The sequence below is a fragment of the Nonomuraea purpurea genome (assembly GCF_042650645.1).
Classification (GTDB): domain Bacteria; phylum Actinomycetota; class Actinomycetes; order Streptosporangiales; family Streptosporangiaceae; genus Nonomuraea; species Nonomuraea purpurea.
Genome location: NZ_JBHSBI010000001.1, coordinates 59945 through 86662 on the forward strand (window position 1 = coordinate 59945; position 26718 = coordinate 86662).

23 protein-coding genes are annotated in these 26718 nt (G+C 70.9%); 11 read left to right on the forward strand and 12 right to left on the reverse strand.

The window, feature by feature from the left end:
- The first annotated feature begins 47 nt into the window (after positions 1 to 47).
- The 6 genes from ACFOY2_RS00285 to ACFOY2_RS00310 are packed head-to-tail and all read left to right on the forward strand — an operon-like array spanning position 48 to position 8677.
- Positions 48 to 2444, forward strand: a complete 2397-nt coding sequence (locus tag ACFOY2_RS00285; RefSeq protein WP_379525832.1) for a GcvT family protein — start codon at positions 48 to 50, stop codon at positions 2442 to 2444.
- Entirely contained in the window at positions 2438 to 3643 is a 1206-nt protein-coding gene (locus ACFOY2_RS00290) for a sarcosine oxidase subunit beta family protein (protein WP_379525833.1), read from the forward strand. Before ACFOY2_RS00285 ends, ACFOY2_RS00290 begins: the two co-directional genes overlap by 7 nt.
- Complete coding sequence (locus ACFOY2_RS00295; protein ID WP_379525834.1) at positions 3643 to 3885, forward strand: sarcosine oxidase subunit delta; 243 nt, start codon at positions 3643 to 3645, stop codon at positions 3883 to 3885. The genes ACFOY2_RS00290 and ACFOY2_RS00295 overlap by 1 nt, the downstream gene beginning before the upstream one ends.
- Positions 3882 to 7139 (forward strand): 2Fe-2S iron-sulfur cluster-binding protein, encoded by a 3258-nt coding sequence (locus ACFOY2_RS00300; protein ID WP_379525835.1) that lies wholly within the window; start codon positions 3882 to 3884, stop codon positions 7137 to 7139. The genes ACFOY2_RS00295 and ACFOY2_RS00300 overlap by 4 nt, the downstream gene beginning before the upstream one ends.
- Before the next feature lie 60 nt (positions 7140 to 7199).
- Positions 7200 to 7868, forward strand: coding sequence for an HNH endonuclease family protein (locus tag ACFOY2_RS00305; RefSeq protein ID WP_379525836.1), 669 nt, complete (start codon positions 7200 to 7202; stop codon positions 7866 to 7868).
- A gap of 38 nt (positions 7869 to 7906) precedes the next feature.
- Entirely contained in the window at positions 7907 to 8677 is a 771-nt protein-coding gene (locus ACFOY2_RS00310) for an endonuclease/exonuclease/phosphatase family protein (protein WP_379525837.1), read from the forward strand.
- A gap of 52 nt (positions 8678 to 8729) precedes the next feature.
- Here the strand turns inward: ACFOY2_RS00310 and ACFOY2_RS00315 are convergent, their stop codons facing one another.
- From ACFOY2_RS00315 to ACFOY2_RS00325, 3 genes are all read right to left on the reverse strand, one after another.
- On the reverse strand, positions 8730 to 9095 hold the full coding sequence (locus tag ACFOY2_RS00315; protein WP_379525838.1) for a PepSY domain-containing protein: 366 nt from the start codon (positions 9093 to 9095) through the stop codon (positions 8730 to 8732).
- A gap of 63 nt (positions 9096 to 9158) precedes the next feature.
- Entirely contained in the window at positions 9159 to 10397 is a 1239-nt protein-coding gene (locus ACFOY2_RS00320) for a sensor histidine kinase (protein ID WP_379525839.1), read from the reverse strand.
- Positions 10394 to 11071, reverse strand: a complete 678-nt coding sequence (locus ACFOY2_RS00325; protein WP_357810670.1) for a response regulator transcription factor — start codon at positions 11069 to 11071, stop codon at positions 10394 to 10396. The genes ACFOY2_RS00320 and ACFOY2_RS00325 overlap by 4 nt, the downstream gene beginning before the upstream one ends.
- 93 nt (positions 11072 to 11164) lie before the next feature.
- On the opposite strand from ACFOY2_RS00325, the gene ACFOY2_RS00330 reads away from it, so the two are divergent.
- The gene (locus ACFOY2_RS00330) at positions 11165 to 11653 is read left to right on the forward strand and encodes a hypothetical protein (protein WP_379525840.1); all 489 of its coding nucleotides are present in this window, start codon (positions 11165 to 11167) and stop codon (positions 11651 to 11653) included.
- 464 nt (positions 11654 to 12117) lie between these two features.
- Here ACFOY2_RS00330 and ACFOY2_RS00335 read toward each other — a convergent pair whose 3' ends face one another.
- The 7 genes from ACFOY2_RS00335 to aceB are packed head-to-tail and all read right to left on the reverse strand — an operon-like array spanning position 12118 to position 19348.
- A complete protein-coding gene (locus tag ACFOY2_RS00335; RefSeq protein WP_132596886.1) occupies positions 12118 to 12330 on the reverse strand; it encodes a DUF2277 domain-containing protein in 213 nt (70 codons plus the stop codon).
- A 4-nt stretch (positions 12331 to 12334) separates the two neighbouring features.
- The gene (locus ACFOY2_RS00340; RefSeq protein WP_379525841.1) at positions 12335 to 13075 is read right to left on the reverse strand and encodes an IclR family transcriptional regulator; all 741 of its coding nucleotides are present in this window, start codon (positions 13073 to 13075) and stop codon (positions 12335 to 12337) included.
- Positions 13076 to 13135: 60 nt separating this feature from the next.
- The gene (locus ACFOY2_RS00345) at positions 13136 to 13900 is read right to left on the reverse strand and encodes an IclR family transcriptional regulator (RefSeq protein ID WP_379526433.1); all 765 of its coding nucleotides are present in this window, start codon (positions 13898 to 13900) and stop codon (positions 13136 to 13138) included.
- A gap of 2 nt (positions 13901 to 13902) precedes the next feature.
- Positions 13903 to 15105 (reverse strand): (Fe-S)-binding protein, encoded by a 1203-nt coding sequence (locus ACFOY2_RS00350; RefSeq protein WP_379525842.1) that lies wholly within the window; start codon positions 15103 to 15105, stop codon positions 13903 to 13905.
- 1 nt (position 15106) lies between these two features.
- Positions 15107 to 16273, reverse strand: a complete 1167-nt coding sequence (locus ACFOY2_RS00355) for an FAD-binding oxidoreductase (protein WP_379525843.1) — start codon at positions 16271 to 16273, stop codon at positions 15107 to 15109.
- A gap of 8 nt (positions 16274 to 16281) precedes the next feature.
- Positions 16282 to 17730 (reverse strand): FAD-linked oxidase C-terminal domain-containing protein, encoded by a 1449-nt coding sequence (locus tag ACFOY2_RS00360; protein ID WP_379525844.1) that lies wholly within the window; start codon positions 17728 to 17730, stop codon positions 16282 to 16284.
- Positions 17731 to 17770: 40 nt separating this feature from the next.
- Complete coding sequence (aceB, locus tag ACFOY2_RS00365; RefSeq protein ID WP_379525845.1) at positions 17771 to 19348, reverse strand: malate synthase A; 1578 nt, start codon at positions 19346 to 19348, stop codon at positions 17771 to 17773.
- 154 nt (positions 19349 to 19502) lie between these two features.
- Here aceB and ACFOY2_RS00370 point away from each other — a divergent pair, with 154 nt between their 5' ends.
- From ACFOY2_RS00370 to ACFOY2_RS00385, 4 genes are all read left to right on the forward strand, one after another.
- Positions 19503 to 20195 (forward strand): DUF4097 family beta strand repeat-containing protein, encoded by a 693-nt coding sequence (locus ACFOY2_RS00370; RefSeq protein WP_379525846.1) that lies wholly within the window; start codon positions 19503 to 19505, stop codon positions 20193 to 20195.
- 84 nt (positions 20196 to 20279) lie between these two features.
- Positions 20280 to 21692, forward strand: a complete 1413-nt coding sequence (gene hflX, locus ACFOY2_RS00375) for a GTPase HflX (RefSeq protein ID WP_379526434.1) — start codon at positions 20280 to 20282, stop codon at positions 21690 to 21692.
- 498 nt (positions 21693 to 22190) lie between these two features.
- Positions 22191 to 23399, forward strand: coding sequence for an amidohydrolase family protein (locus tag ACFOY2_RS00380; RefSeq protein WP_357810644.1), 1209 nt, complete (start codon positions 22191 to 22193; stop codon positions 23397 to 23399).
- Positions 23400 to 23661: 262 nt separating this feature from the next.
- The gene (locus tag ACFOY2_RS00385; protein ID WP_379525847.1) at positions 23662 to 23835 is read left to right on the forward strand and encodes a hypothetical protein; all 174 of its coding nucleotides are present in this window, start codon (positions 23662 to 23664) and stop codon (positions 23833 to 23835) included.
- Here the strand turns inward: ACFOY2_RS00385 and ACFOY2_RS00390 are convergent.
- Entirely contained in the window at positions 23822 to 24550 is a 729-nt protein-coding gene (locus tag ACFOY2_RS00390) for a MerR family transcriptional regulator (RefSeq protein ID WP_379525848.1), read from the reverse strand. The two genes, ACFOY2_RS00385 and ACFOY2_RS00390, sit on opposite strands and share 14 nt — an antisense overlap.
- Before the next feature lie 23 nt (positions 24551 to 24573).
- Positions 24574 to 25998: a serine hydrolase domain-containing protein gene (locus ACFOY2_RS00395; protein ID WP_379525849.1), complete on the reverse strand. Its 1425-nt coding sequence runs from the start codon at positions 25996 to 25998 to the stop codon at positions 24574 to 24576.
- Positions 25999 to 26718 lie beyond the last annotated feature (720 nt).

A 26718-nucleotide genomic window follows, 5' to 3' on the forward strand; every position in this document is an offset into this window, starting at 1 on the left:
TGCGTAGTCCGGTACGTGTTGCGTATTAGGGAACAACCGGAGGCGTCATGAGTCGGCCCCGTTTGGTGATCGTGGGGGCGGGGATCGTGGGCTGCGCCCTCGCCGACGAGCTCACCGAGCGGGGGTGGACGGACGTCACCGTCGTCGACCAGGGGCCGCTCTTCGCCGCGGGAGGCTCCAGCTCGCACGCGCCCGGCCTGGTCTTCCAGACCAACCCGTCGAAGACGATGACGGAGTTCGCCGCCTACACCGTGAGCAAGTACGCGAGCCTCGGCGGCGACTGCTTCCGCCAGGTCGGCGGCCTGGAAGTGGCCACCACCCCAGAACGCTGGACCGATCTGCGCCGCAAACACGGCTGGGCCGAGTCGTGGGGGGTCGAGGCGCGGCTGGTGGACACCGAGGAGTGCGTGCGGCTGTGGCCGCTGCTCGACCGGGCCGAGGTGCTCGGCGGGTTCCACGTGCCGGGCGACGGGCTGGCCGCCGCGGTCGCCTGCGGTCAGGCCCAGGCGTCGCGGGCCGTCGAACGCGGCGCCAGGTTCCTGCCCTGCCACACGGTCGTGGGCATCGACCAGAAGGGCGGTCGGGTCACCGGCGTCTCGGTGCTGACCGGCGGCGAATACCGGACGATCCCCGCCGACGTGGTGGTGTGCGCGGCGGGCTTCTGGGGGCCCTCGATCGGCAGGCTGGTCGGGCTGAGCGTGCCGCTGCTGCCGCTGGCCCACCAGTACGCGAAGTCCGGCCCCCTGCCGCCCCAGCCGCAGGGCCCCATCCTCCGCCACCAGGACCGCGACCTGTACTTCCGCCAGCACGGCGACCGCATCGGCATCGGCTCCTACGCGCACCGCCCCATGCCGGTCGCCCAGGACGAGATCGCCCCCAAGGGCACCACGATGCCCTCGGTGCAGGCGTTCACCGAGGAGGACTTCGAGCCCGCCTGGCAGGACGCGGTCGAACTGCTGCCGGCCCTGGCCGGATCCAAGTACCAGGACGGCATCAACGGGATCTTCTCCTTCACGCCCGACGGCTTCCCGCTGATCGGCGAAGCACCCCAGCTCGACGGGTTCTGGCTGGCCGAGGCCGTCTGGGTGACGCACTCGGCCGGGGTCGCGCGGGCGCTGGCCGAAGTGCTCGTGGACGGGCGCAGCGGATACGACCTGCACGAGTGCGAGCTCAGCCGGTTCGAGCAGGCGCAGCTCTCGCCGGCCTACGTCGAGGAGCGCGGCCGGCAGAACTTCGTCGAGGTCTACGACATCATCCATCCGCTGCAGCCGATGGAATCGCCGCGGCCCCTGCGCACCAGCCCGTTCCACCCGCGCCAGCGGGAGCTCGGCGGGTACTTCCTGGAGTCGGCGGGGTGGGAGCGGCCGCACTGGTTCGAGGCCAACGTGCCGCTGCTGGAGGAACAGGAGGCCGTCGAGTCCCTCGGCGTGGCGCAGCGCGACGAATGGGCCTCCCGCTACTGGTCGCCGGTCGCCGCCGCCGAGTCGTACGCGACCAGGGCGCGGGTGGCGCTCTACGACATGACCCCGCTCAAGCGGATCGAGGTCAGCGGGCCGAAGGCCGCGGCGTTCCTGCAGCGCATGACCACGAACAACGTGGACAAGAAGCCCGGCTCGGTCACCTACACGCTGCTGCTCGACGTCAAGGGCGGCATCCGCTCCGACCTCACGGTGGCGCGGCTGGAGGAGGACGTCTTCCAGATCGGCGCGAACGGCAACCTCGACCTCGACTGGCTGACCAGGCACGCGCCCGTCGGGGTGCGGGTGCGCGACCTGACGCCGGGCACGTGCTGCGTCGGCGTGTGGGGCCCGTGGGCACGAGGGCTGATCGAGGACCTCACCGACATGGACGTGTCGAACGAGAACTTCCGCTACTTCACCTGCAAGAGCGGATACATCGGGCACGTTCCGGTGCTCGCGATGCGCGTCTCCTACGTGGGCGAGCTGGGCTGGGAGCTCTACACCGGCGCCGACATGGGGCTCAAGCTGTGGGACACGCTGTGGGACCCGGGGCTGACGACGGCCGGCGGCCGGGCCGCCTTCAACAGCCTGCGGCTGGAGAAGGGGTACCGGCTGTGGGGCGTCGACATGACCACCGAGCACAACCCGTACGAGGCCGGGCTGGGCTTCGCCGTCAGGACCGACAAGGACTTCATCGGCCGTGACGCGCTGTCCAGCGACGTCACGCGCAAGCTGGTGCCGCTGCTCAGCGCCGAGGTCGTCATGGGCAAGGAGCCGGTACGGCACGCGGGCCGCACGGTCGGGTACGTCACGAGCGCCGCCTACGGCCACACCATCCAGCGGCCCATCGCCTACGCCTGGCTGCCGATCGAGCTCACAGAGCCCGGAACACCTGTCGACATCTCCTACTTCGGCCGTCGCGTCCCCGCGGAGGTCGCCGCCGAGCCGCTGTACGACCCCGGGATGGAGAAGATCAGATGTTGACCCACCCCGACTTCCTCTGGCGCAACCCCGACCCGAAACCCTCCTACGACGTGGTGATCGTCGGTGGCGGCGGGCACGGCCTGGCCACCGCCTACTACCTGGCCAGGAACCACGGCCTGACGAACGTCGCCGTCCTGGAGAAGGGCTGGCTGGCCGGCGGCAACATGGCCCGCAACACCACGATCATCCGCTCCAACTACCTCTGGGACGAGAGCGCCGCGATCTACGAGCACTCCCTGAAACTGTGGGAGGGGCTGAGCGACGAACTGGACTACGACCTGCGCTTCAGCCAGCGCGGCGTGCTCAACCTGGCGCACAACCTGGGCGACGTGCGCGAGGGCCGCAGGAGGGTCAACGCCAACCTGCTCAACGGCGTGGACGCCGAATGGCTCGACGCGGACGAGGTCAAGAAGTTCTGCCCGATCATCAACGTCTCCGACAGCGCCCGCTACCCGGTCATGGGGGCCACGCTGCAACGGCGGGGCGGGATCGCCAAGCACGACCACGTGGCGTGGGCGCTGGCCCGCAAGGCGGACGCCTGCGGGATCGACCTGATCCAGGGCTGCGAGGTCACCGGCTTCGAGATCGCCGGCAACCGCGTCACGGGCGTGCGCACCTCTCGTGGGCCGATCGCGGCCGGCAAGGTCGCGCTCGCCGCCGCCGGGCACACCTCCGTCCTGGCCGAGCTGGCCGGGATCCGGCTGCCGCTGCAGTCGCACCCGCTGCAGGCGCTGGTGTCGGAGCTGCTGGAACCGGTGCTCGACTGCGTGGTGATGTCGAACGCCGTCCACGTGTACGTCAGCCAGGCCGACAAGGGCGAACTCGTCATGGGGGCGGGCATCGACGCCTTCAACTCCTACGGGCAGCGCGGCGGCGTGCACGTCATCGAGGCGCAGATGGCGGCGGCGCTGGAGCTGTTCCCGATCTTCAGCCGGGTACGGGTGCTGCGGACGTGGGCCGGGATCGTGGACGTCTCGCCCGACGCCTCGCCCATCATCGGCCCGACGCCCGTCGACGGCCTCTACATCAACGCAGGATGGGGAACCGGCGGCTTCAAGGCCACCCCGGGTTCCGGCTGGGTCTACGCCCACACTCTCGCCTGCGAACGGCCGCATCCGCTGGCGGAGCCGTTCGCGCTGGAGCGGTTCACGACGGGGGCGCTCATCGACGAGCACGGCGCGGCGGCGGTGGCGCACTGATGTTGTCGATCGAGTGCCCCTGGTGCGGCCCACGCGACGAGAACGAGTTCCACTACGGCGGCCAGGCCGGCATCGCCTGCCCCACCCGCGAGGTGTCGGACGAGGAGTGGGCCGCCTACGTCTTCATGCGCGACAACCCCAAGGGCTGGTTCCGCGAACGCTGGTTCCACACCCACGGGTGCAGAACCTGGTTCGCCGTCGAGCGCCACACCGTCACCCACGAGATCAGGAAGGCTCCATGAGGTTCACCTTCGACGGGCGTGCGCTGCGCGGCGAGCCGGGCGACACGCTGGCCGCCGCGCTGCTGCGCAACGGGGTGCGAGTGGTGGGACGCAGCGTGACGCTCGGACGGCCGCGCGGAATCTTCACCGCCGGCCCCGAGGAGCCGAACGCCCTGGTCCGGGTCGGCGCCGACCCGATGCTGGCGGCCACGACCGTGGAGCTCTACGAGGGCCTTGAGGCCTGGAGCCTGCGCGGCAAGGGGCGGGTGGATCTCGACGCGGCCGACGAGCGGCGCTGCGACAAGTCCTACCTGCACTGCGACGTGCTGGTCGTCGGCGGCGGGCCCGCCGGGCTGACCGCGTACTCGGCCGCCGGGCGGACGGGCGCGCGCGTGATCCTCGTGGACGACCAGCCGCGCCTCGGCGGCGACCTGCGCAGCGGCCGCCTCCTGCTGGACGGCGCACCGGCGCTGGACTGGGTCGACGGGCTCGCGCTGCCCGCCCGGGTGCTCACCAGGACCACGGCCGTCGGCTACTACGACCACAACTACGTGGTGGCCGTGGAGCGTCGGACGCACGGCGAACGGCTGTGGCACATCAGGGCCCGCAGGGTGGTGCTGGCGACGGGGGCGCACGAACGCTCGCTCGCCTTCCCCGGCAACGACCGGCCCGGCGTGATGCTGGCCTCGGCCGCCCGCGCCTACGTCAACCGGTTCGGGGTGCTGCCGGGGCGACGGGCGGTCGTGTTCGCGTGCGCGGACTCGGGGTACGAGGCGGCCCGCGACCTCGCGGCGGCCGGGGTGGAGATCGTGGCCGTCGTCGATCCCCGCCCCTCGGCGCTCACGCCGGAGGCGCTGGCGGGGCGGGTGGTGACCGGCACCACGGGCGACGCCTCCGGCGTGCTGGTCGGCGTCCAGGTGGGGGAGCGGCACTTCGCGGCCGACCTGCTGGCCGTGGCAGGCGGGTGGAACCCGGCCGTGCACCTGTTCAGCCAGTCGCAGGGAAGGGTCCGCTTCGACGAGGGCCTGCAGGCGTTCGTGCCGGGCACGTCGGCGCAGGGCGAGCGCTCCGCCGGGGCGTGCAGAGGGCTGTACGGGACACGCGAGGCCATCGCGGACGGGTACGCGGCCGGGGCGGAGGCGGCGGAACTGGCACTCGCCAAGGCCCGGTCGGCGGCGGGTGGGGCGGCGTTCACCGAGGCCCGGTCCGCGACGGCCGAACCGGCGATCGCCGAAGCCCGGCCCGCGGCGGGCGCGTTCAGGGTGCCCGAGTGTGACGAGCGGCCGTTGCGGCCCCCGGCGGCGCTGTGGTGGGTCGAGGGAGACTCCGCCGAGCCCGCCTTCGCCGACCTGCAGCGGGACGTGACCGTGGCCGACCTGGCCAGAGCCACCGGGACGGGGATGCGCTCGGTGGAGCACGTCAAGCGCTACACCACCGCGGGCACCGGCGCCGACCAGGGCAAGACGTCGGGCGCCGTCGTCGTGGGCGTCATGTCGGCGCTCCTCGGCGCCGCGCCTGGCCAGGTCGGCACCACCACGTTCCGCCCGCCGTACACGCCGGTGTCCTTCGCCACCCTGGCGGGAGGCGATCGCGGCGCGCTGTCCGACCCCGTCAGGACCACCGCCATGCACGACGCCCACGTCGCCAGGGGAGCCGTGTTCGAGGACGTCGGCCAGTGGAAGCGCCCCTGGTACTTCCCCAAGGACGGCGAGCCGATGGAGGCCGCCGTGCTGCGCGAGTGCCGCGCGGCCCGCACCGCCGTGGCCGCCATGGACGCCTCCACCCTCGGCAAGATCGACGTCAGGGGCGCCGACGCGGGCGCGTTCCTGGACCGCGTCTACACCAACATGTACTCGACCCTGCCCGTCGGCGCCTGCCGCTACGGGCTGATGTGCGGGGCCGACGGGATGGTGTTCGACGACGGCACCACCACCAGGCTGGCCGACGACCACTTCCTGATGACCACGACCACGGGCAACGCCGCCGCCGTGCTCGACTGGCTGGAGGAGTGGCGGCAGACGGAGTGGCCGGAGCTGGAGGTGTCGTTCACCTCGGTCACGGACCACTGGGCGACGGTCGCCGTCGTCGGGCCCCGCGCGCGGGAGGTCGTCGCCGCCGTCGCGCCCGGCGCGGTGGAGCTGGCCTTCATGCGGTACGCGGCCGTCCACGTGCTCGGCGTGCCGGGGCGGGTGTTTCGGATCAGCTTCTCCGGCGAGCTGGCCTACGAGGTCAACGTGCCGTGGGCGTACGGCAGGGCGCTGTGGGAGGCGGTGCTGGAGCTCGGGGCGGTGCCGTACGGGACCGAGACCATGCACGTGCTGCGGGCCGAGAAGGGCTTCGCGATCGTCGGCCAGGAGACCGACGGGACCGTCACCCCGCAGGACCTCGGCATGTCGTGGATCGTCTCCCGCCGCAAGCCGGACTTCGTCGGCAAGCGCTCCCACGCGCGCGTGGACACCGCGCGAGACGACCGCAAACGCCTGGTCGGCCTGCTGCCGGACGACCCGGCCGCGCTGGTGGAGGAGGGCGCGCAACTCGTCACGCAGGACGCGCTCGACGACACGGCAACCGATCCGCTCGCACGGGCCGCGCAGGACGACGCGGCGGCACGTTCGCCGGTGCCGATGCTTGGGCACGTGACCTCCAGTTACGCCAGTGCGGCGCTCGGACGCACGTTCAGTCTCGCCATGGTCAGGGGGGTCGCGTCCGGCGACAGGCTGGTGGCGGTGTCGGGAGGGGCGCGGCACGCCGTGACGGTGGTGCCGCCCGTCTTCTACGACCCGGACAACACCCGCCGCGAGGGCGAGCCGCTGACCAGGGTGGTCCCGCCCAGCGAGCGGGTGCCGCAGGCGCAGAGCCCCGCCGCGGCGTTCGCCGCCCGCTTCGAGGCCGTGAGCGGCCCGGCCGTGCGGCTGCGCGAGGTCCCGTTCGAGCCCATGTGGGAGGTACGCGACGCGGACCCGGGCACGGGCCTGCGGCTGGGCCCGTCCTGGTGGTTCGTCGGCGGGGACGTCGCCGCGCGGCCGGGCTGGGTGGACGTGTCGGGCCAGCGGACGATCCTGGAGCTCTCCGGCCCCTCGGCCCACGACGTGCTGATCACCGGCTGCCCGATCGACCTGCACCCGTCCGTTTTCCCCGGCCACGCCCAGACCCTGCTCGGCAGGACCTCGGTCATCCTCGAACGGCGCGGCCCCGACACCTACCGCGTCTACGTGCGATCGTCGTACGCGAAATACCTGGCAGAGTGGCTGATAGACGCAACCATGGCGTTATAAGGACATTTATCGGCACATTCTTTCCCTAGACTTTACGAAAAACGAGGTCTGGGGGTACACGTGCGGGTTCGCGCGTTCATGGCCGGTCTGGCCGCCATCACGATGTTGACCGGCTGCGGAGGACTCGAAGCACAGTCGAACGCCTCCAACGCCTCGAAGCCCGACTCGGCCTCGGTGTCGCAGGCCCGCGACAAGCTGGCGAAGCTCACGGTCAAAGGCCGGGCCCCGAAGACCGGCTTCGACCGCGACGAGTTCGGCCCGGCCTGGGCGGACGTCGACCACAACGGCTGCGACACCCGCAACGACATCCTCAAACGCGACCTGGAGAACGAGACGTTCAAGTCGGGCAGTCGCGACTGCATCGTGCTGACCGGCACGCTGAACGACCCGTACAGCGGCAAGACCATCCAGTTCAAGCGCGGCCAGAACACCAGCACCGCCGTCCAGATCGACCACCTGATACCACTGTCGGACGCCTGGCAGAAGGGCGCCCAGCAGTGGCCGGCGACCAAGCGCAAGGAGTTCGCCAACGACCCGCTGAACCTCATGGCCGTGGACGGCCCGCTGAACGGCCAGAAGAGCGACTCCGACGCGGCAACCTGGCTGCCGCCGCGCAAGGAGTACCGGTGCACCTACATCGCCCGCCAGATCGAGGTGAAGTCCAAGTACGGGGTCTGGGTGACCTCGGCGGAGAAGGACGCGATGAAGACCGTTCTGGATGGTTGCTGACCTGTACGGGCGGTGGCGAGGTCCCTAGGATCCAGGGCATGCGTGTGATCATGATCGCCGTAGCCGCCCTCATCACCCTCACCGCCACCACGACCCCCGCCACGGCCGCGACCAACCTGGTCGTCCTCGACTGGAACATCCAGGGCGAGAGCGCCGACACCAAGGCCATCGCCCAGGTGATCCGCGACAGCGGCGCCAACGTCGTCACCCTCCAGGAGATCCACCGCAGGCCGGACGCCGACCAGGTGCGTGAGCTGGCCGAGGAGCTCGGCTGGGACATCACCGCCAACGCCCACTTCGGCGCGGGCGACGACGTGGGCCCGTGCGACGACCCGCAGCCGGGCAAGGCGGGCAACGCGATCCTGTCCTCTTTCAAGATCGTCGAACGGGTGACGATCCCGCTCACGGACTTCGCCACCTGCCCCGTCAACCGCTCCATGGCCGGCGCCAAGCTCGACCTCGGCGGCGGCGCGACGGTCACGGTGTTCAGCACCCACCTGTCGCCCGGCCTGTCGGCGACCTCGGTGGCCCGCCGCGAGGCCCAGGCGAGCAAGGTCCTGAACTACTTCGGCTCGCGGACCGGCCTGATCCTCACCGGCGACTTCAACGCCCCGCCCACGGACGCGCTGTCCAAGAGGTTCGTGAGCGCGGGCTGGGTGGACACCGGCGCCAGGTACGCCGACCAGCCGACCCACGGCAGCGCCCGCATCGACTACGTCTACACCAGGGGAATCACCACGACCAGCGGCTCCGTGCTGCCCACGACCCTGTCCGACCACCGCCCGATCGTCATGCGGATGACGCGCTGAAACGCGGGCCGGCCCACCGCCTTCGTGACGGTGGGCCGGCATTCGGATCGGGTCAGTCGTCGTCGCGGTCGTCGTGGCCCCGGCCGCGCCGGTCGTCGTCGCCGTGGTCGTCCCGGTCGGCGCGCTCGGTCTCGTACTTGAGGATTCTGCCCGTGGCCGCGTCCACGTCCAGCTCGTGGTGCATGGAGCCCTTGGTCAGCTCGATCTCCCAGACGTCGGCCCGCGTGCCGCGCCCGTCGTAGTCGACCTCGCTCACCCAGGCTCCCGGCACCCGCTGGTGCGCGATCTGCATGGCCCGCTCCGCCGTGATCCTGGGCGCCGCCGCGGAGGAGGAGGTGGCCGCGTACGCGACGCCACCGCCCGCGACGAGCGTGAGGACACCGGCACCGACGATGATGAACTTCTTCGTGATCTGCATGACTCCACGAAACCGCGATCCCCGGTAACCGCGCGCTAAGCCGTGGTTAAGGGCGTCTCCCGGTCATGGGGCGCTCAGCACGATCTCCACCCGCGCCCCGCCCCCGGGCGGCGAGGAGACGACCAGCGTGCCGCCTGACGACTCGGCGGTGCGCCGGGCGATGTCCAGCCCGAGCCCGGTCGAGCCACCGCCGCTGTTGCCCCGCTCCAGCAGCGCGGGGTCGATTCCCGGCCCCGCGTCCTCGACCGCCAGCAGCGCGCCCTCCTCGTGGGGCGTCAGCCGTACCGCCATCGACGCCCCTTCCGGGGTGTGCGCGAAGACGTTGCCGAGCAGCGCGTCCACACAGGCCGCGAGCTCCTCGGCCCCCACGGCGACCGGCAGCGGCGCGGGCGGCAGGACCACCTCCACCTCCCGCCCCTGGTCCTCGGCCAGCACCGACCAGAACCGCACCCGCTCGCGCACCACCGCCGCCGCGTCGCACGACTCGCGCCCGGCCGAGCGGCGGCGGGCCTCGGTGATGACCGTGCTCACCGCCCGCTGCAACGCGTCCACGCGGGCCTGCATGCGCGCCGCCTCCTCCGGGTCGCGCAGCGACTCCGCGTCGAGCCTGAGGCCCGTCAGGGGCGTGCGCAGGCGGTGCGACAGGTCCGCCACCGACTCCCGCTCGGCCACCAGCAGCTCGTCGATCCGGCCCGCGAGATGGTTGAGCGCCATCGCCACCGACCGCACCTCGGGCGGCCCGCCCAGCTCCGCGCGGGCGCTCAGGTCGCCTCCCGCGAGCCGGTGCGAGACCCGCGCCAGGCCGTCCACCGGCCGGGTCACGGCCAGCGCCAGCCGGTCGGCCAGCACGATGCCCAGCACCACCAGCGCCAGCCCGAGCACCAGCAGCGCCAGCCAGGCCTCGCGCACGCCCCTCATCAGCTCGTCGTCCGGCACGAGCACCCTGATCACGGCCGTGCCGCCCGACGACTGCGCCGAGACGAGGACCTCGCTGCCCCCGGGGGCGGCGGCGGTGACGCTGCGCCCGGTGGCGGCCAGGCGTACCGCGTCGGAACGGGTGGCGGGCGCGCCGATCGTCCGGCCGTCGGGCAGGAACACCGTCACAGGGCGCGCCACCTGCGCCACGGCCAGCGCCAGGTCCGGCGTGCCCACCGCGACGGACACGGACTCTGCGGCGACCGTGGCCCTGCTCAACGCGCCGTTCTCGGCCACGTCGCGGATCAGCAACGCCATCGGCACCAGCAGCGCGATCAGCACCAGCGACGTCGTCGCCGCCACCAGCAGCGCCAGCCAGCGCCTCACGAGGGTTCCACGAGCTTGACCCCGACGCCGCGCACCGTGTGCAGGTAGCGGGGCTCCGACGCGGTCTCGCCGAGCTTCCTGCGCAACCACGACAGGTGCACGTCCACGGTCTTGTCCGCCCCGCCGTAGGGCAACTGCCACACCTCCGTCAGCAGCTCCCGCTTGGTCACCACCTCGCCAGGACGCGCGGCGAGATAGTGCAGCACGTCGAACTCGCGCGGCGTCAGATCCAGCGACGCCCCGTCGAGCGTGGCGGTGCGCGCCCGCGGGTCCACCCGCAGCGCCCCCACCGCCAGCGGCTCGGGCGCCGTGCCGCCCGCCCGCCGCAGCACGGCCCTGATACGGGCGTCGAGCTGCGCCGCGCTGAACGGCTTGACCACGTAGTCGTCGGCCCCCGCGTCCAGCACCGGCACCATCTCGGCGTCACCGTCGCGGGCGGTCGCCACGATCACCGGCACCCGGCTGACCGCCCGCAACATCCGCAGCAGCTCCACGCCGTCGAGGTCCGGCAGCCCCAGGTCGAGCACGATCAGGTCGGGACGGTCCTGGACGGCCAGGCGCAGCCCCTCCAGCGCCGTCGGCGAGGAGGAGACGGCATGGCCGAGCTCCCGCAGTCCGCGGCTGAGCGCTGTGCGAATCGCCACGTCGTCCTCGATGAGCAGGATGTCAGCCATATCAAGAACGTAAACGCTCCGTGGCGATGCCACGCGCGGCCTTATCGTCGTCTTAACCCCGGCTTAGCACGACATGGGGGAAGGTGGAGGGCGATGAAGAAACTCGTGCTGGCCTGGGCCGCCACCGCCGTCGCCGCGACCGGCGCGTCCGTGGCCATGCTCGGCCTCATCGGCACCGGCCTGACAGGCGCCCCCAGCCACGTGCTCAGCCAGGCGGAGGTCCGCGGCGCCCTGGCCACGGCCACCACCCGCGCCGCCGCCCAGCCCAGCGCCACACCCAGCGCCACGTCCAGTGCCACGTCCAGTGCCACGTCCAGTGCCACGTCCAGTGCAGGCGCCACCCCCGGCGCCTCGCCCGCGCAGGGCAAGCTCATCCGCAGCGCCGGCGGCACGGTGATCGCCTCCTGCGAGGGCGACCTCATCACGCTGCGCTCGTGGACGCCCGCCCAGGACTACTCCGTGGACGACGTCGAGCGGGGGCCCGCCCGCGAGGCCAAGGTCGAGTTCGAGCCCGCCGAGGGCGAGGAGGTCGAGCTGAAGCTCGGCTGCTCGGGCGGCCAGCCCGTCACACTCCACCACTGAATGGGGCCCGTCAGGCTCATCAGCTTGATTAATGATCCTGAACGATCGTAGTGAAATGACCGCTGCGGAACTTCTTCGGCTCTCAAGGGCTGCGAAACGTCTCGGCATCCACCTGTGGCGCTTCGTCTTCAGGCTGATTCGGGGAAGATTCCGGTCGCCTGGGTCGGTCGCGAGCGGCGGTTCTCCCCGGTGGACGTCGAAGCCATGAAACTCACCAGCGGCACGCCACGCACCAGGTACAGCCGAGCCTCCGCCAAGAGCGAGCCGCCTCATTCGATCAAATCTTCGTTACTTTGCGCATTCGATGTGTAACAATGAGTGTCATGTCGTCCTCCCGACACGACGCCCTCGTGCACATGTTCACCGATCTACCCCCAAGTGGCGCCGGAGAACCTGCGCGACCTCATGGGGCGACGGCGGTCCGGGGGACGCATCAGAACCGGCCGGCCCGCTTCGGTGCTGTGTCAACGCGATCCGCGAACTTGCAACGCCCCCAGGAGCTCCTCGGACGCCCTCGTGATCGTCTCCACGGCCCGGTCGAACGCTTCGGCGTTGTGCGCGGCGGGCGCGCGGAAGCCGGAGATCTTCCTGACGTACTGCAGCGCCGCCGCCCGCACGTCCTCCTCTGTCACGCTCTCGGTGTACGGGGGGCGCAGCGTCTTGATGCTTCTACACATGCGCTCAACGGTAATAGCCGATGCGCTGGCTTACCTCCCTGGCGCCGTCGGCCACCAGTTCGCCTACCTGCGCCAGCCGCTCCTTCGTCAGCCGGTAGGACGGTCCGGAGGCGCTGAGCGCGGCCACCACCGAGCCGTCGCCGCCCATGATCGGGGCCGCCACCGCGTTCAGCCCCACCTCCAGCTCCTCCACGGCGGCCGCCCAGCCGCGCTCCCTGATCTCGTCGAGCCGCAGCGCCGCGGCCGAGGTGATCGTGTGGGGCGTGTAGCGCGTCAGCTCGGCGGGCAGCCGCAGGGCGCCGAAGGCCAGCAGCACCTTCCCGCTGGAGGTGGCGTGGGAGGGGGTGCGCTGGCCGACCCAGTTGTGCCCGGAGATCGCCGAGGGGCCGCGCGCCTGGGTGATGTTGACCGCGTCGCCGTCCTGCGGCACCGCGATGTTGACGGTCTCGCCGATCTCCTCCGCCAGGCGCAGGCACACCGGCCTGCTCTCGCGCGACAGGTCGAGCTGGGCCGTGGCCGCCCCGGCCAGCCGCACCACGCCGAACCCCAGCCGGTAGCGCCCCCGGTCGCCGCTCTGCTCCACGAGCCCGCCCTGCTCCAGGGCCGCCAGCAGCCGGAACGCCGTGGACTTGTGCACCTCCAGCTCCACCGCGAGATCCGTCACCCGGGTCGCGCCGTCGCGGGCGAGGATCTCCAGGATCGCGATCGCACGATCGACCGATTGGACCGTCGTGGTGTTGCTCATAGCGCAACAGCATACGTGGGTGTCGGCCCCGGGGGCGGGTCCCGTCTCCGAGGCGTGTGCTCAGCGGCCGGTGCGGGCGCCTTCGCCGTCGGCCGAGGGGCCGAGTTCGCCGCCGAAGTCGAGGGCGATCCTGCGCAGGCGGCCGGCCAGGTCGTCGCGGTCGAGCGCGTCGATCCGCTCGGCGGGCCCCGAGACCGACATCGCGGCCACCACCCGCCCGCCGTCCCACACCGGCACGGCCAGGCAGTGCACGCCGAGCTCCTCCTCGCCCAGGTCCATGGCGTAACCGCGGGACTTGACGAGGTCGAGCTCGTCGAGCATGGCCGCCAAGTCGGTGATCGTGTTGGGGGTGCGGCGGGGCATGCCCGTGCGCTCGAAGACGGCCATCGCGTCGGCCGGGGCCCGCCCCGACAGCAGCACCTTGCCCACGGCCGTGCTGTGCGGCAGCACCCGCCTGCCGACCTCGGCGAACATCCGCAGCCTGCGCGGCGAGAGCACCTGCGCCACGTAGACGACGAAGTCGCCTTCGAGCACGGCCAGGTTCGCGGTCTCGCCCGACAGCTCGACCATCTGGGCCAGGTAGGGCCGCGCCCACACGCCGACCATGCTCTCGGCGATGCCGCCCAGGCGCACGAGGCCGCCGCCCAGCGCGTACCTCCTGTCCGATTCCTGCCGGACGTAGCCGCGGGCCAGCAGGGTCTGCAGCAGCCGGTGGATGGTCCCGTACGGCAGCCCGGTCCTGGCGGCGATCTCCGACAGGCCGGCCTCGCCCCCGTGTTCGGCCAGCGCTTCCAGCACGTCAAGCGCCCGCTCGACCGACTGCACGCTCACAGTTGAACCCCGCGCAGGGAGGCGTCGAGGACCTCGGCCGTGTGCGCCACCCTGATGCCGGCGCCGGCGCGCCGCATGGCGGAGGCGATCTGCATGGTGCAGCCCGGGTTGGCGGAGACCAGCAGCTCGGCGCCCGTCGTGCGGAGGGCGGCGGCCTTCCTGTCACCGAGGTCGTGGGCAGCTTGCGGCTGGAACAGGTTGTAGGTGCCCGCCGAGCCGCAGCAGATCGCCGACTCGGGGATCTCACGCACCTCAAGGTCGGGGATGCCGCTCAGCAGTTCGCGCGGCTGCGAGCGCACGCCCTGGGCGTGGGCCAGGTGGCAGGCGTCGTGGTAGGCCACGGTCAGCGGCAGCGGGTGGCGCTTGGCGACGGGACCCAGCTCGGCCAGGTACTCCGACAGGTCCACGACCCTGAAACCAGGCTCGCGGCCGAGCAACTCGGCGTACTCCTTCATGGAGGAGCCGCAGCCGGCCGCGTTCACCACGACGGTGTCGACCCCGGCCCGCTCGAACGTCCTGACCACCTGGCCCGCCAGCCGCCTGGCCTGCTCCCCGCGCCCGGCGTGCACGCTGAGCGCCCCGCAGCAGCCCTGCTCGGGCGGGATGACCACGTCGCAGCCCTCCAGCGCCAGCACCCGCGCGGTCGCCGCGTTGACCTGGGGGAAGAACTCCCGCTGCACGCAGCCCATCAGCATCCCGACCACGGCCCTGCGCTCGCCCCTGGCCCTGACCAGGCGCGGCAGCCGCTGCCTGTGCTCCACGCGGGGCGCCAGGGCGGCCATGGCGCCGAGGCTGGGGTTCGCCCGGCGCAGGAACGGCGCCATCCGCTCCGCCAGCCACATCGTCGGCCGCAGCAGCCGCAGCCTGCGCGGGTAGGGGAAGAGCTGGAAGACGATCTCGCGTACGGCCCGCTCCTGCGGCTCGCGAACGTGCTCCCGCTCCACCTCCACGCGGGTCTGCTCGATCAGCCGGTCGTACTGGACCCCGGACGGGCAGGCCGTCACGCAGGCCATGCAGCCCAGGCATGCGTCGAAGTGCCCGGCCATCTCCGGCGTGATCGGCGTGCCCTCGACGTGCTGTTTCATCAGGTGGATGCGTCCGCGCGGCGAGTCCATCTCCTCGCCCCACAGCGCGTACGTCGGGCAGGTCGGCAGGCAGAACCCGCAGTGCACGCAGTCGTTGATCAGGTTCGGGTCCACGTCAGATGCCTCCCAAGAACCGTCCGGGGGACATCATGCGCCCGGGATCGAAGCGTTCCTTGACCCGCCGCATCAACGGCAGCCCGCTCACCTGGCCCCACCGCTCGACGCCCGCGTACGGCGCGGCCAGCACGTTCACCCGTCCCCCCGCCTCCTCGACCCGCTCGCGCAGCCCGGACACCGCGGCGGCCAGTTCGTCCTCCTCGATCGCCCGCCACGACTCCAGCAGCACCCGTCCGGAGACCGGCGAGCCCCGCAGCGCCATCCCCGTCGCTGCCGCCGCGTCGAGCACCGCCGCCGTGGCCGACGGCGGGAAGCGCACCTCCACCAGCACGTCGTCGCGCTCGATCAGCCCCCACCACGCGGGCCGCTCCGCGCCGACCGTGCCCGCGCCGATCACCTGGCGCAGCGCCTCGGCCCTGGCTTGCGCCGCCGTGCCCTCGACCAGCACGGCCAGGGTCAGCGGGCCGTCGGGCCTGGGCCAGTCGACCTCGACCGCGCTCGGCTCGGCCTGCGAGGCCGCCAGCGCGGCGGCGATCGGCGGCAGCGCGGCGCGATCGAGCCGCGCGGTGATCCAGCGGCGCTCGGCCGGGAGCGGATGCAGGCGGAACGTGGCCTCGGCAATGACGCCCAGCGTGCCGTACGAGCCGGTGAAGAGCTTGCCCAGGTCGTAGCCGGCGACGTTCTTGACGACCTTGCCGCCCGACTTGGCGATCGTGCCGTCGGGGAGCACGACGGTGATGCCGATGAGCAGGTCGCGGGCCGTGCCGTAGCGGAAGGCCCGCGGTCCGGGCAGCGCGGCGGCCAGCGTGCCGCCGACGGTCGCGCCCTCGGCGAACGGCACGTCGAGCGCCAGTTCCTGCCCCTTGTCCGCGAGTGCGGCGGCCAGGGCGTCCATCGTCACCCCGGCCTGCGCGCGCACCACGAGGTCGCCCGCGGCGTGTTCGATGATCTCGTTCATGCAGCACAGGTCGAGGAGCACGTCGCAGCGCTCGGGCGGGCGCCCCCAGTGCAGCTTCGTGCCGCCGCCCGCGGGCACCACCGCCAGGTCACGCTCGGCGCAGCCCCGCAGCACGGCCGCGATCTCCTCGACGCTCTCAGGCAGCGCGACCCAGCGAGGCCGCACGCCGCCGACCGCGTCGTCGGCGTCCGCCTGCCTGACCGTCACCCCGCCGATCAAAACTGCTCCGCCTTCCCCGACTCCACCAGCGGGTGCACGCCCTTGCGCATCCCCGGCACCTCGCCGCACAGCCTCGGTGTGGGGAACACCTTGCCGGGGTTGGCCAGGCCCCGGGGGTCGAACGCGCAGCGGACGAGCTGCATGGTGTCCAGGTCGTCTTCGGTAAACATCTTCGGCATATAACGCGATTTATCCACCCCAACCCCATGCTCGCCCGTGATGGAGCCGCCGTGCTCGATGCACAGGTCAAGAATCGCGCCCGACACCACCTCGGCCCGCTCGCCCGCCCCCGGCTCCGCATCGTCGAACAGCACCAGCGGATGCAGGTTGCCGTCACCGGCGTGGAAGACGTTGGCCACCCTGATGTGGTGCTCGCGCGAGAGCCGGTCGATGGCCGCCAGCACGCCGGGCAGCGACGTGCGCGGAACCACGCCGTCCTGGACGATGTAGGCCGGGCTGATGCGCCCCACGGCCGCGAACGCCGACTTGCGCCCCTTCCAGATCGCCGCCCGCTCGGCCGGGTCGGCCGCCACGCGCAGCTCGAACGCGCCCGAGCAGATCTGTCTGAGCTGGGCGAACTGCCGTTCCACCTCCGGGGTGGGCCCGTCCAGCTCCACGATCAGCACGGCGCCCGCACCCCGCGGGTAGGAGCAGGCCACCGCGGCCTCGGCCGCCTCGATGGCCAGCGCGTCCATCATCTCGATCGCGGCCGGCACGATGCCCGCCCCGATGATCGCCGACACGGCCTGGCCGCCCTGCTCGATGCTCTCGAACGCGGCCAGCACCGTGGTGACGGACTCGGGCGCGCGGCAGAGCCGAACCGTGATCTTGGTGGCGATGCCCAGTGTGCCCTCCGAGCCGATGAACGCCCCCAGCAGGTCGTAGCCCGGGTCCATGCGGTCGAGCGTGACCAGGTCGCCGTCCGGGGTGACGATCTCGCACGCTTCGACGTGGTTGACCGTGAAGCCGTACTTGAGGCAGTGGGCGCCGCCGGAGTTCTCGGCGACGTTGCCGCCGATGGAGCAGATCTGCTGGCTGGAGGGGTCGGGCGCGTAGTAGTAGCCCTGGGCGCGCACGGCCTCGGTGATGGCCAGGTTCGTGACGCCGGGCTCGACCACGGCCCTGCGGTCGGCCAGGTCGATCTCCAGGATCGCGCGCATCTTGGAGGTGACGATGAGCACGCCGTCCTCGCGGGGCAGCGCGCCGCCCGACAGGCCCGTGCCCGAGCCCCTGGCGACGAACGGCACGCCGAAGTCGTTGCACAATCGGACCACGCGGGCGACCTGGTCGGCCGTGTCCGGCAGCACGACCACGCCGGGGGTCGCCCGGTGGTAGGTCAGGCCGTCGCACTCGTAGGTGCGCAGGCGCACCGGATCGGTGATCACCGAATCGTGGGGCAGCAGCGAGCGCAGGGCTGCCGTCAAGGTCTCCAGCACAGCTCCCACTTTGTCCCCCCTTTTTAGGATTTACGGCCCTTTTAGGGTTTTACGGCATTCGAGCGTAAGCCGGAAGGGTCAAAAACTCCGCGAAGTCGTCGTCCAGCGCCACTTCCTTGAACAGGGCGGTGGCCTGCGCGAAGAGCTTCTCGTCGTACCCGGGCTCCGCGGCGATCTTGTCGAGTTCCTCGGAGATGATCCGCTCGACCAGCTCCTTCGTCACCCGCGCGCCGGTGTCGGCGAGCGTGATGTCGTTGTGGATCCACTGCCAGATCTGCGAACGCGAGATCTCGGCCGTGGCGGCGTCCTCCATGAGGTTGTGGATCGCCACCGCGCCCAGCCCGCCCATCCAGGCGGCCAGGTAGCGCAGCGCCACGTCCACGTTGTTGCGCAGCCCCGCCTCGGTGATCTCGCCGGGGGTCTCGGAGACGGCCAGCAGGTCGGCGGCCGACACGCCGACGTCCTCGCGCAGCCGTCCGAGCTGGTTGGGCCGCGAGCCCAGCACCCCGTCGAACACCTCGCGGCAGACCGGCACCAGGTCGGGGTGGGCCACCCACGAGCCGTCGAACCCGTCGCCGGACTCACGCGTCTTGTCCGCCCGCACCTTCTCCAGCGCCACCGCGTTGACCTCGGGGTCCCTGCGGGAGGGGATGAAGGCCGCCATCCCGCCGATCGCGTGCGCGCCGCGCTTGTGACACGTGCGCACGAGCAGCTCGGTGTAGGCGCGCATGAACGGCGCCGTCATCGTCACCGCGTTCCGTTCGGGCAGCAGGAACTCGCGGCCCCTGGTGCGGAACTTCTTGATCACGCTGAACAGGTAGTCCCAGCGGCCCGCGTTGAGCCCGGCCGAGTGGTCGCGCAGCTCGTAGAGGATCTCCTCCATCTCGAACGCCGCCGGATAGGTCTCGATGAGCACGGTCGCGCGGATCGTGCCGTGGGGGATGCCGAGGAGCTCCTGCGCCCGGGTGAAGACCTCGTTCCACAGGCGCGCCTCAAGGTACGACTCGATCTTGGGCAGGTAGAAGTACGGGCCCTTGCCCTTGTCGATCTGCCGCTGGGCGCAGTGGAAGAAGTAGAGCCCGAAGTCGAACAGCGACCCCGACACCGGGTGGCCGTCGACCCGCGCGTGCTTCTCGTCCAGGTGCCAGCCGCGCGGCCGGACCACGACCGTGGCCAGTTCGGAGTCGGGCTTGAGCGCGTACGTCTTGCCGCCGGTCTCGAAGTCGATCGTGCGCTCGAGCGCGTCGCGCAGGTTGAGGTGGCCGCCCACGCAGTTCTCCCAGAGCGGAGAGTTGGCGTCCTCGAAGTCCGCGAGCCAGACCTTGGCGCCGGAGTTGAGCGCGTTGACCGTCATCTTCTTGTCGACGGGACCGGTGATCTCGACGCGGCGGTCCTCCAGGCCGGGCGCGGGGGAGGCGACCTGCCACTCGCTCTCCCTGACCCCCTTGGTCTCCGGCAGGAAGTCGAGCGCGCCGCCCGCCGACAGCTCGGCCTGCCGCGCCTGGCGGACCTCCAGCAGCTCCAGCCGTCGCTGGCCGAACTCCCGCTGGAGCGCCGCCACGAATTCGAGCGCCCGCGGCGTGAGGATCTCGTCGAACCTGTCGAGCATCGGGCCGGTGATCTCCATGGGATCTCTTTCCGCTCTGTGGAAAACGGGTTCTGGATTGTGGAATCGAAGCTACTCCGGCGCCGTATCCCCGGTCAAAGCTGGGGTTACGCCGGGGAGTCGTCGGGGTGATCCCCGATGTGAACGCTGCCCGCTGTGGGAAACGATGAACAACATGAAGACGATGGTCATCGCAGGCGGGCTGCTCGCCTCCGCGCTGCTGCTCTCCGGATGCGGGCTCGCGAACGTCGCCGTGTCCAGCAGCCAGGACACCGTTTCCTACGAGGTGACGGAGAAGGTCACGAAGCTGCAGCTCAAGAGCAACTCCGGCGAGGCGTTGATCACCGAGACCGACGGCGGCGCGATCCGGGTCACCGAGACCCTGCGCTGGCGGGGCGACGACAAGCCCCGTCCTGAGCACAAGGTGGAGGGGCAGGCGCTGTTCGTCACCTACGACTGCCCCTCGAACTGGGGGAGCTGCGGCGTCGACTACAAGATCGAGGTTCCCAAAGGGCTGGCCGTCGACCTCGACAGCGGCTCGGGCAACCTCACGCTCAGAGGGCTGACCGGGCCGGTCAACCTGCACGCCGGGTCCGGCGACGTCGACGCGACCGGGCTGGCGGGCAAGAAGATGTTCGCCGACGTGGGGTCGGGGCAGACCGAGCTCAAGTACAGTTCACCTCCCGACAGCGCGGAGGTGAAGACGGGCTCAGGCGACGTCACGCTGAACGTGCCCGACGGGGCATACGACGTGAAGACCGACGTGGGATCCGGTGACGCCAAGATCTCGGTGAAGAACGACGCGTCCTCCCAGCACAAGATCTCGCTGACCTCGGGGTCCGGCAACGTCAGCGTGCTACCTGGATAACCAGGTGATTGCCTGATGGATGTCATGCCACCATCGTGGGAAGACACCGAGGTGTCCAGACGTTCCCTAATAGAGATGACACGAATGCACGAATACACCGCGCTCGACGAGTTCGAGACCGGCGACATGGACCTTGAGGAGCGCCAGGCGCTGCGCCGCGTGGCGGGCCTGTCCACCGAACTCCAAGATGTCTCCGAGGTCGAGTACCGGCAGTTGCGGCTCGAGCGGGTCGTCCTCGTCGGCGTCTGGACCTCCGGCACCTCCGAGGATGCGGAGAACTCCCTCCTGGAGCTCAAGCTCCTGGCCGAGACCGCGGGCTCGCAGGTGCTCGACGGGCTCATCCAGCGCCGCCAGAAGCCCGACCCGGCCACCTACATCGGCTCGGGCAAGGCCCTGGAACTGCGCGACGTGGTCGAGTCCAGCGGCGCCGACACCGTGATCTGCGACGGCGAGCTGGCCCCCGGTCAGCTCCGTCAGCTCGAGGACACGGTCAAGGTCAAGGTGATCGACCGCACCGCGCTGATCCTCGACATCTTCGCCCAGCACGCCAAGAGCCGCGAGGGCAAGGCCCAGGTCGAGCTGGCCCAGCTCCAATACCTGCTGCCCCGCCTGCGCGGCTGGGGTGGCAACCTGTCCAGGCAGGTCGGCGGTCGCGCCGCGGGCGGCGTCGGCATCGGCGGCCGCGGCCCCGGTGAGACCAAGATCGAGCTTGACCGCCGGCGCATCCGCGAGCGGATGTCCAAGCTGCGCCGCCAGATCAGCGGCATGTCCGCCTCGCGCGACACCATGCGCCACCGGCGCCAGCGGCGCGAGGTCCCGGCCGTGGCCATCGCCGGCTACACCAACGCGGGCAAGTCCTCGCTGCTCAACCGCGTCACCGGCGCGGGCGTGCTGGTCGAGGACGCGCTGTTCGCCACCCTCGACCCGACCATACGCAGGGGGCGCACGCCGGAAGGCAGGCTCTTCACGATCGCCGACACCGTCGGTTTCGTGCGGCACCTGCCCCACCAGCTCGTCGAGGCGTTCCGCTCCACGCTGGAGGAGGTCGCCGACGCCGACCTGATCCTGCACGTGGTCGACGGCTCGCACCCCGACCCCGAAGGCCAGATCGCGGCGGTGCGCGAGGTGGTCGCCGACATCGAGGGCGCCTCCGGCATCCGCGAGATCATCGTGATCAACAAGGCCGACGCCGCCACGCAGGACGTGATCGACCGCATCATGCGGCGCGAGCGCGACAGCGTCGTGGTCTCGGCGCGGACCGGCCAGGGCATCCCCGAGCTGATGTCGCTCATCGAGCGGGAGTTGCCGCGGCTGGATCACGAGGTGCAGCTGCTGGTGCCCTACGACAGGGGAGACCTGATCTCGCGGGCCCACAAGGAGGGCGAGGTGCTCTCGCTGGACCACGTGGAGGACGGGACCATCCTGCACGCCCGCGTGCTGTCCAGCCTGTCGAAGGAGCTGGAGCGGGTGGGCAAGCCGGTCGAGCGCGTCTCCTAGCCCTGGGGCTCTGGTGACGGCCTGGTGTGGACAGGCCGTCACCTAGTGTGACGCGCCCACATCTCTTGCCGCAAAGCGCGCAGACATCCCCAAAAGCGGCAGTGGTCCCCGAACCCCGGGATTGCTAGGATTGACCAGACCTAACGTTGGTCTGCTCTTTAGGTTTGAGTTCTGGGTTTCGGATGATGACTCTTGGTGTCGAAGTCGTCAGCGGGGGCCATGGGGACAAGGCAGGGCTGGGTGACGGTTGGGATCAGTGGTCTTTCTTCCGAATAACCCTGTACAGCAAGCCCGGCTGTGAAATAACGTAACTGAACTGAAATCGCCGGGATCATGCCCTGGCGATACGGTCACCGCACAACACGATGCGGATGAGAGCAGGAGACCCCCCATGTCGTCCGGACCCGGAGCGGGCTCAGTGGGCGCGGCACAGGCCGTGCGCTGGGCGCTGCCTCCACGCCGGTGTGCGAATCGGGGCTCGTGCGGGGCGGTGATGCGGTGACCGTTCGACTGCTGACCAACATCGGCCGCCTCTGGACCGGCAACGAGGTCCTCAGCAACGCCGCCATCCTCGTCCACAACGACCGCATCGCGTGGGTCGGGCGCGCGCCCGACCTGCCGCAGAGCGTGCCCGGAGTCGTCGACGACATCGTCGACGTCGACCACGTGGAAAACCTGGGCGGCGCCCTGGTCACGCCCGGTCTCATCGACGCCCACACGCACCCGGTCTACGCCGGCAACCGCTACGCCGAACTGGCCATCCGCACCGGCGGCTCCAGCGCCGCCTCGATCACCGCGGCGGGCGGCGGCGTGGGCTCCACCGTCACCGTGACGCGCGGCACCGACCCGTGGACCCTCTGCAACGGCGTACGCGAGCGGCTGCGCTCCTGGCTGCTCAGCGGCACCACCACGGTCGAGGCCAAGACCGGCTACCACCTCACCCGCGACGGCGAACTGGCCGACGTGCGGCTCCTGCGCGAGCTGGAGAAAGAGCCGCAGATGCCGCGGGTGCACGTCACGTTCCTGGCGGCCCAGGTGGTGCCTCCCGAGTACTTCGGCAGGCAGCGCGAATACGTCGAGGCCGTGGGCGCCTGGTGCGCCGACGCGGCCGCGGCCGGCGCCGACAGCGTCGACGTCTACTGCGACGAGGGCCACTTCACCACAGAAGAGTCCCGCTGGGTCCTCGCCTCCGGCCGCAACGTCGGGCTCCTGCCGCGTATCCACGCCGGCCTCTACAGCCGCCGCGGCGCCGTCCAACTGGCCGCCGAACTCGGCTGCGCCTCCGCCGACGGCCTGCACCACATGTCCGACGAGGACATCGCCATCATGTCCCGCTACGGCGTGCCCGCCGTCGTCTGCCCGGCCACGGCCCTGCAGCGCGGCCACCTGCCGCCCGTCCGGCAGATGATCAAGCACGGCGTGCAGATCGCGCTCGGCAGCGACCACAACCCCGGCTACTGCGGCATCACCTCGATGTCCTTAGTCATCGCCATGGCGGTCTCGGCGTTCGGGATGAGCGTCAACGACGCCCTGCGCGCCGCCACGCTCGGCGGAGCCACCGTCCTGGGCGCCCCCGACCGCGGCGTCCTGGCCCCCGGCCGGCTGGCCGACATCGTCCAGTGGGACGCCGACCACGAGGGCGCCTTCGCCTGGTCCTTCGGCCTCAAGCCGCGCCGGGTGTGGCGGGGTGGCACCCCCGTTCAGTAGCGCTGATTCCGTCCTCGGTCGCCGTCGTCACGGACTCGACCGCGTCCCTGCCCTCCATGGGCGGGGTCGTGGTCGTGCCGGTACAGGTGATCGACAGCCGTTCGATCGCGATGGGCCTCGGCTACCCCGGTCCTGGCAGCAGCCCGCACCGGCGCGCCCGTCGAGGCGGTGGCTGTGGCCGCCCGCCGCTGCATGAACACCACGCGGACGGTCTTCTCCGTCGACGCTCTCGACCAAGTCCGCCTCAGCGGCCTCCCTCCTCGTGATCAAACCCCTCCTCCACATCGCGGACGGCCGCCTGGAGAAGGTCCGTACGTCGTCCCGCGCCATCGCCCGCCTGGAAGACCTGGCCGTACAGGCGGCGGGCCAGGGGCCGGTGGAACTGGCGGTCCAGCATCAGCAGCGCGCGAATTCGAGGCTCGTCAGCCTTCCATGAGTTGGGCGAGGCGGTCCCAAGCCGGGGATGAGGCTCCGGGCTGGGATTGCGCGGCCAATCGCGCGATGGTCGGATTGTGGACGGGGCGGCTCTCGGATCGGCTGTGGTGCTTGGCGAACCAGTTCCGGGTACGGTCGGCGAGGGCGGGGAGGCGGGGATCGCTCGGCGACCAGTCGTAAGCGGCGTCATGTTCGAGGTAAAGGGCGCGGAACTCAGGACTGGTCATGAGCTCGCGTTTTTCGGTGATCCACAGGTGGGCGTCCTCGGGTGAGGCTGTTTGCATGAGGATCCAGCCGTCGCGTTCCAGGTGCATCTGGCGCTCGCTGACGCCGAGTTCGCGCAGATCGTCGAGATAGTCGGCGACTTCCGCGGAAACGAAAAGCCGGTCGTCGCCGCGCAGCTGGGCGAGTTGATCGCGGGTTCGCCGTAGCTGCGCGATGCGGTCTTGGAGGTTGTGGTCGATCTCGGCGATGGCTGCCGTGAGCGTGTCCGGGTCGGCGTCGAGGAGGCCTTTGACGCGGGCCAGTGGCACGCCCGCGTGCGCCAGGGTCCTGATCTTGACGAGCTTGATGGCATGCTCGGCGGTGTAGCGCCGGTAGCCGGACGAGTCGCGGCCGGGCTCGGTGAGCAGACCGCGCTCGTGATAGTGGCGGATGGCTTTGATGGTCACTCCGGCGTAGTCCGCGAGCTGGCCAATCGTGAGCATGCTGGACATCCTTCCACTCCGGCGGGGAGCGGTCAGGCCCGGCGGGTCAGGCGGCCACCGCCGTTGCGGAAGCGCGCCTGGCCGTCGCGGAGGTCGTGGTAGGAGACGAGCAGCAGCCGCAGGTACCCGTCGAACACCTCCAGCGGGTAGCCGGCGGGTGCGAAGAGGCCCGGCCGGATCGGCACGTAGCGCTGCGGCGGGGCGGAGGTCGTGCCGCCGGCGAACTCGGTGAAGATCCGCTCCTGCGACTCGTCCGCCGGTTCGTAGGTCGTGCGCTCCTCGAGCTGGCCGTCGACGATGCTGACGTCGATGCGGAGCTGGTTGGAGCGGTAGGTGCCCACGTAGGGGGTCAGGTCGACGCCCTGCTCCAGTTCTGTGACCAGCTTGGGGATCTGGACGCCGAGGTGCTCGCTCAGCAGCCATTGCAGGAACTGGTCCTGCAGCATGATGGCCCCCGGGTTGTTGCCGTAGGCGGCGAAGACCAGGTCGTGCTCGGGGAGGACGCACAGGAGGGAGACACCGCCGGGTGAAGCACCCGACATGGCCAGGACGGTCGTGTCGCCGAACGGGTACAGCACCCAGCCCAGGCCGACCGGCGGGGTGTTCGGGCTCTCCATGTCGTACGAGACCTGCTGCATCAGGGCGGTCGACTCGGCCGACAGAACGCGCGTGCCGGAGGGGGAGACACCGCCCGCGAGGTGGGTGCGTCCGAAGGCGAGCAGGTCGGCGATGGTCCCGATCGGCGTGCCGCCGGCCGGTCCCCAGGTGTCGGGCAGCGTGAACATGTTCGTGGGCTTGGCCGCCATGGTCTCGGGGTCCAGGAAATGGCCGATCGCCGTGCTGCGCAGGATGGCCTGCTCGGCGGAGGTGCTGGAGTCCTTCATGCCGACAGGGGCGTAGATCTCGCGTGCCAGCAGGTCGTGGAAGGGCGTGCCGGTCACCACTTCCAGCAGACGGCCCGCGACGATCATGCCGCCGTTGGAGTAGCTGAGCTGCTCGCCGGGTTCGAACAGGGTGCCGCACTCGTTCGCGAGGCCGTGGACGTAGGTCTTCAGGGCGTCGCGGCCCTTGTCGTCGGGGAAGTACAGGTCCGCGTCGATGCCGTTGGTGTGGCCGATCAGGTGCCGGACCAGGATCTTGTCCGCCGCGCCCGGTGCGGTCAGGGCGAAGTCGGGAAGGTACTTCACCACCGGCGTGTCGAGGTCCAGCAGTCCACGGTCGACCTGCCGCAGGACCAGCGTGGTGGTCAGGACCTTGGTGACGGAGCCGAAGAGGAATCCGGTGTCTTCCAGCATCGGCGCGCCGGTGGCGACGTTCGCGGTGCCGTAGGCGACGACGGTCTGCTCTCCGGCGTGGTAGACGCCGGCGACGAACCCGGGGACGTTGTTGGACTCGCAGTAGGCGGTGGCCTGCTCGCGGATCTGTGCTTCGACGGTGTGCCGTGCGTTGTTGTTCATGCGGACCATCGTCGGAGCTTGACCCTGGGGCAAGGTCAAGCCCGGAACGCGGAGAATCGATGAGCTTCTTTGGCCGTCAATGCGAACGCTGACGACAGCGCCGTCCCAATGCGGCGATGCACCGGGGCCACCTCGGCGGATAGAGGGCCGAACCCGGGGCAACCCGAGGCACCGCCAGGCATCCGAACCAAGCCCGCTCTCCATAAGCGGTCCGCTCGCCCCGAAGTTATCCACAGCGGCTTACCTTCCACCCGCCTCCGTCCACAGAACCTCACTCGGAACGCTTCGGACACCAGCCGAAGCCCTACGTTCGCTGACGTGCGAACCCCCGATCCAACGGCAGAGCGAGCCATAGCGCAGTCCCGCCTACGAAGGCTCACCACCATCCCTGTCCGGCGACCCCGTCGACTCCTCGGCCGGCCTGACGTTGGCATCAACAACCCTGTCGCCCTCCGCGAGAGCCTCCACAGCCCTTTCAACCTCGCACCGAACACCAACAACGCATCCCCGACGCCTACCACTCACCTCCACCTCGAAGACGACCCGACCCGCAACCCCCTCACCCCCGCCCTGCCACCCCTCACCGACAACACCTCCACGTCACCCGGCCCAGCCCTCACACCACCCCACGTTGACCCCGCTACACCCCATCACTCCTTCTCTGCCCCCGGCCACGCCTCTACTGCACCCAGCCGAGTCTCAGTCACACGCGACCAGGAA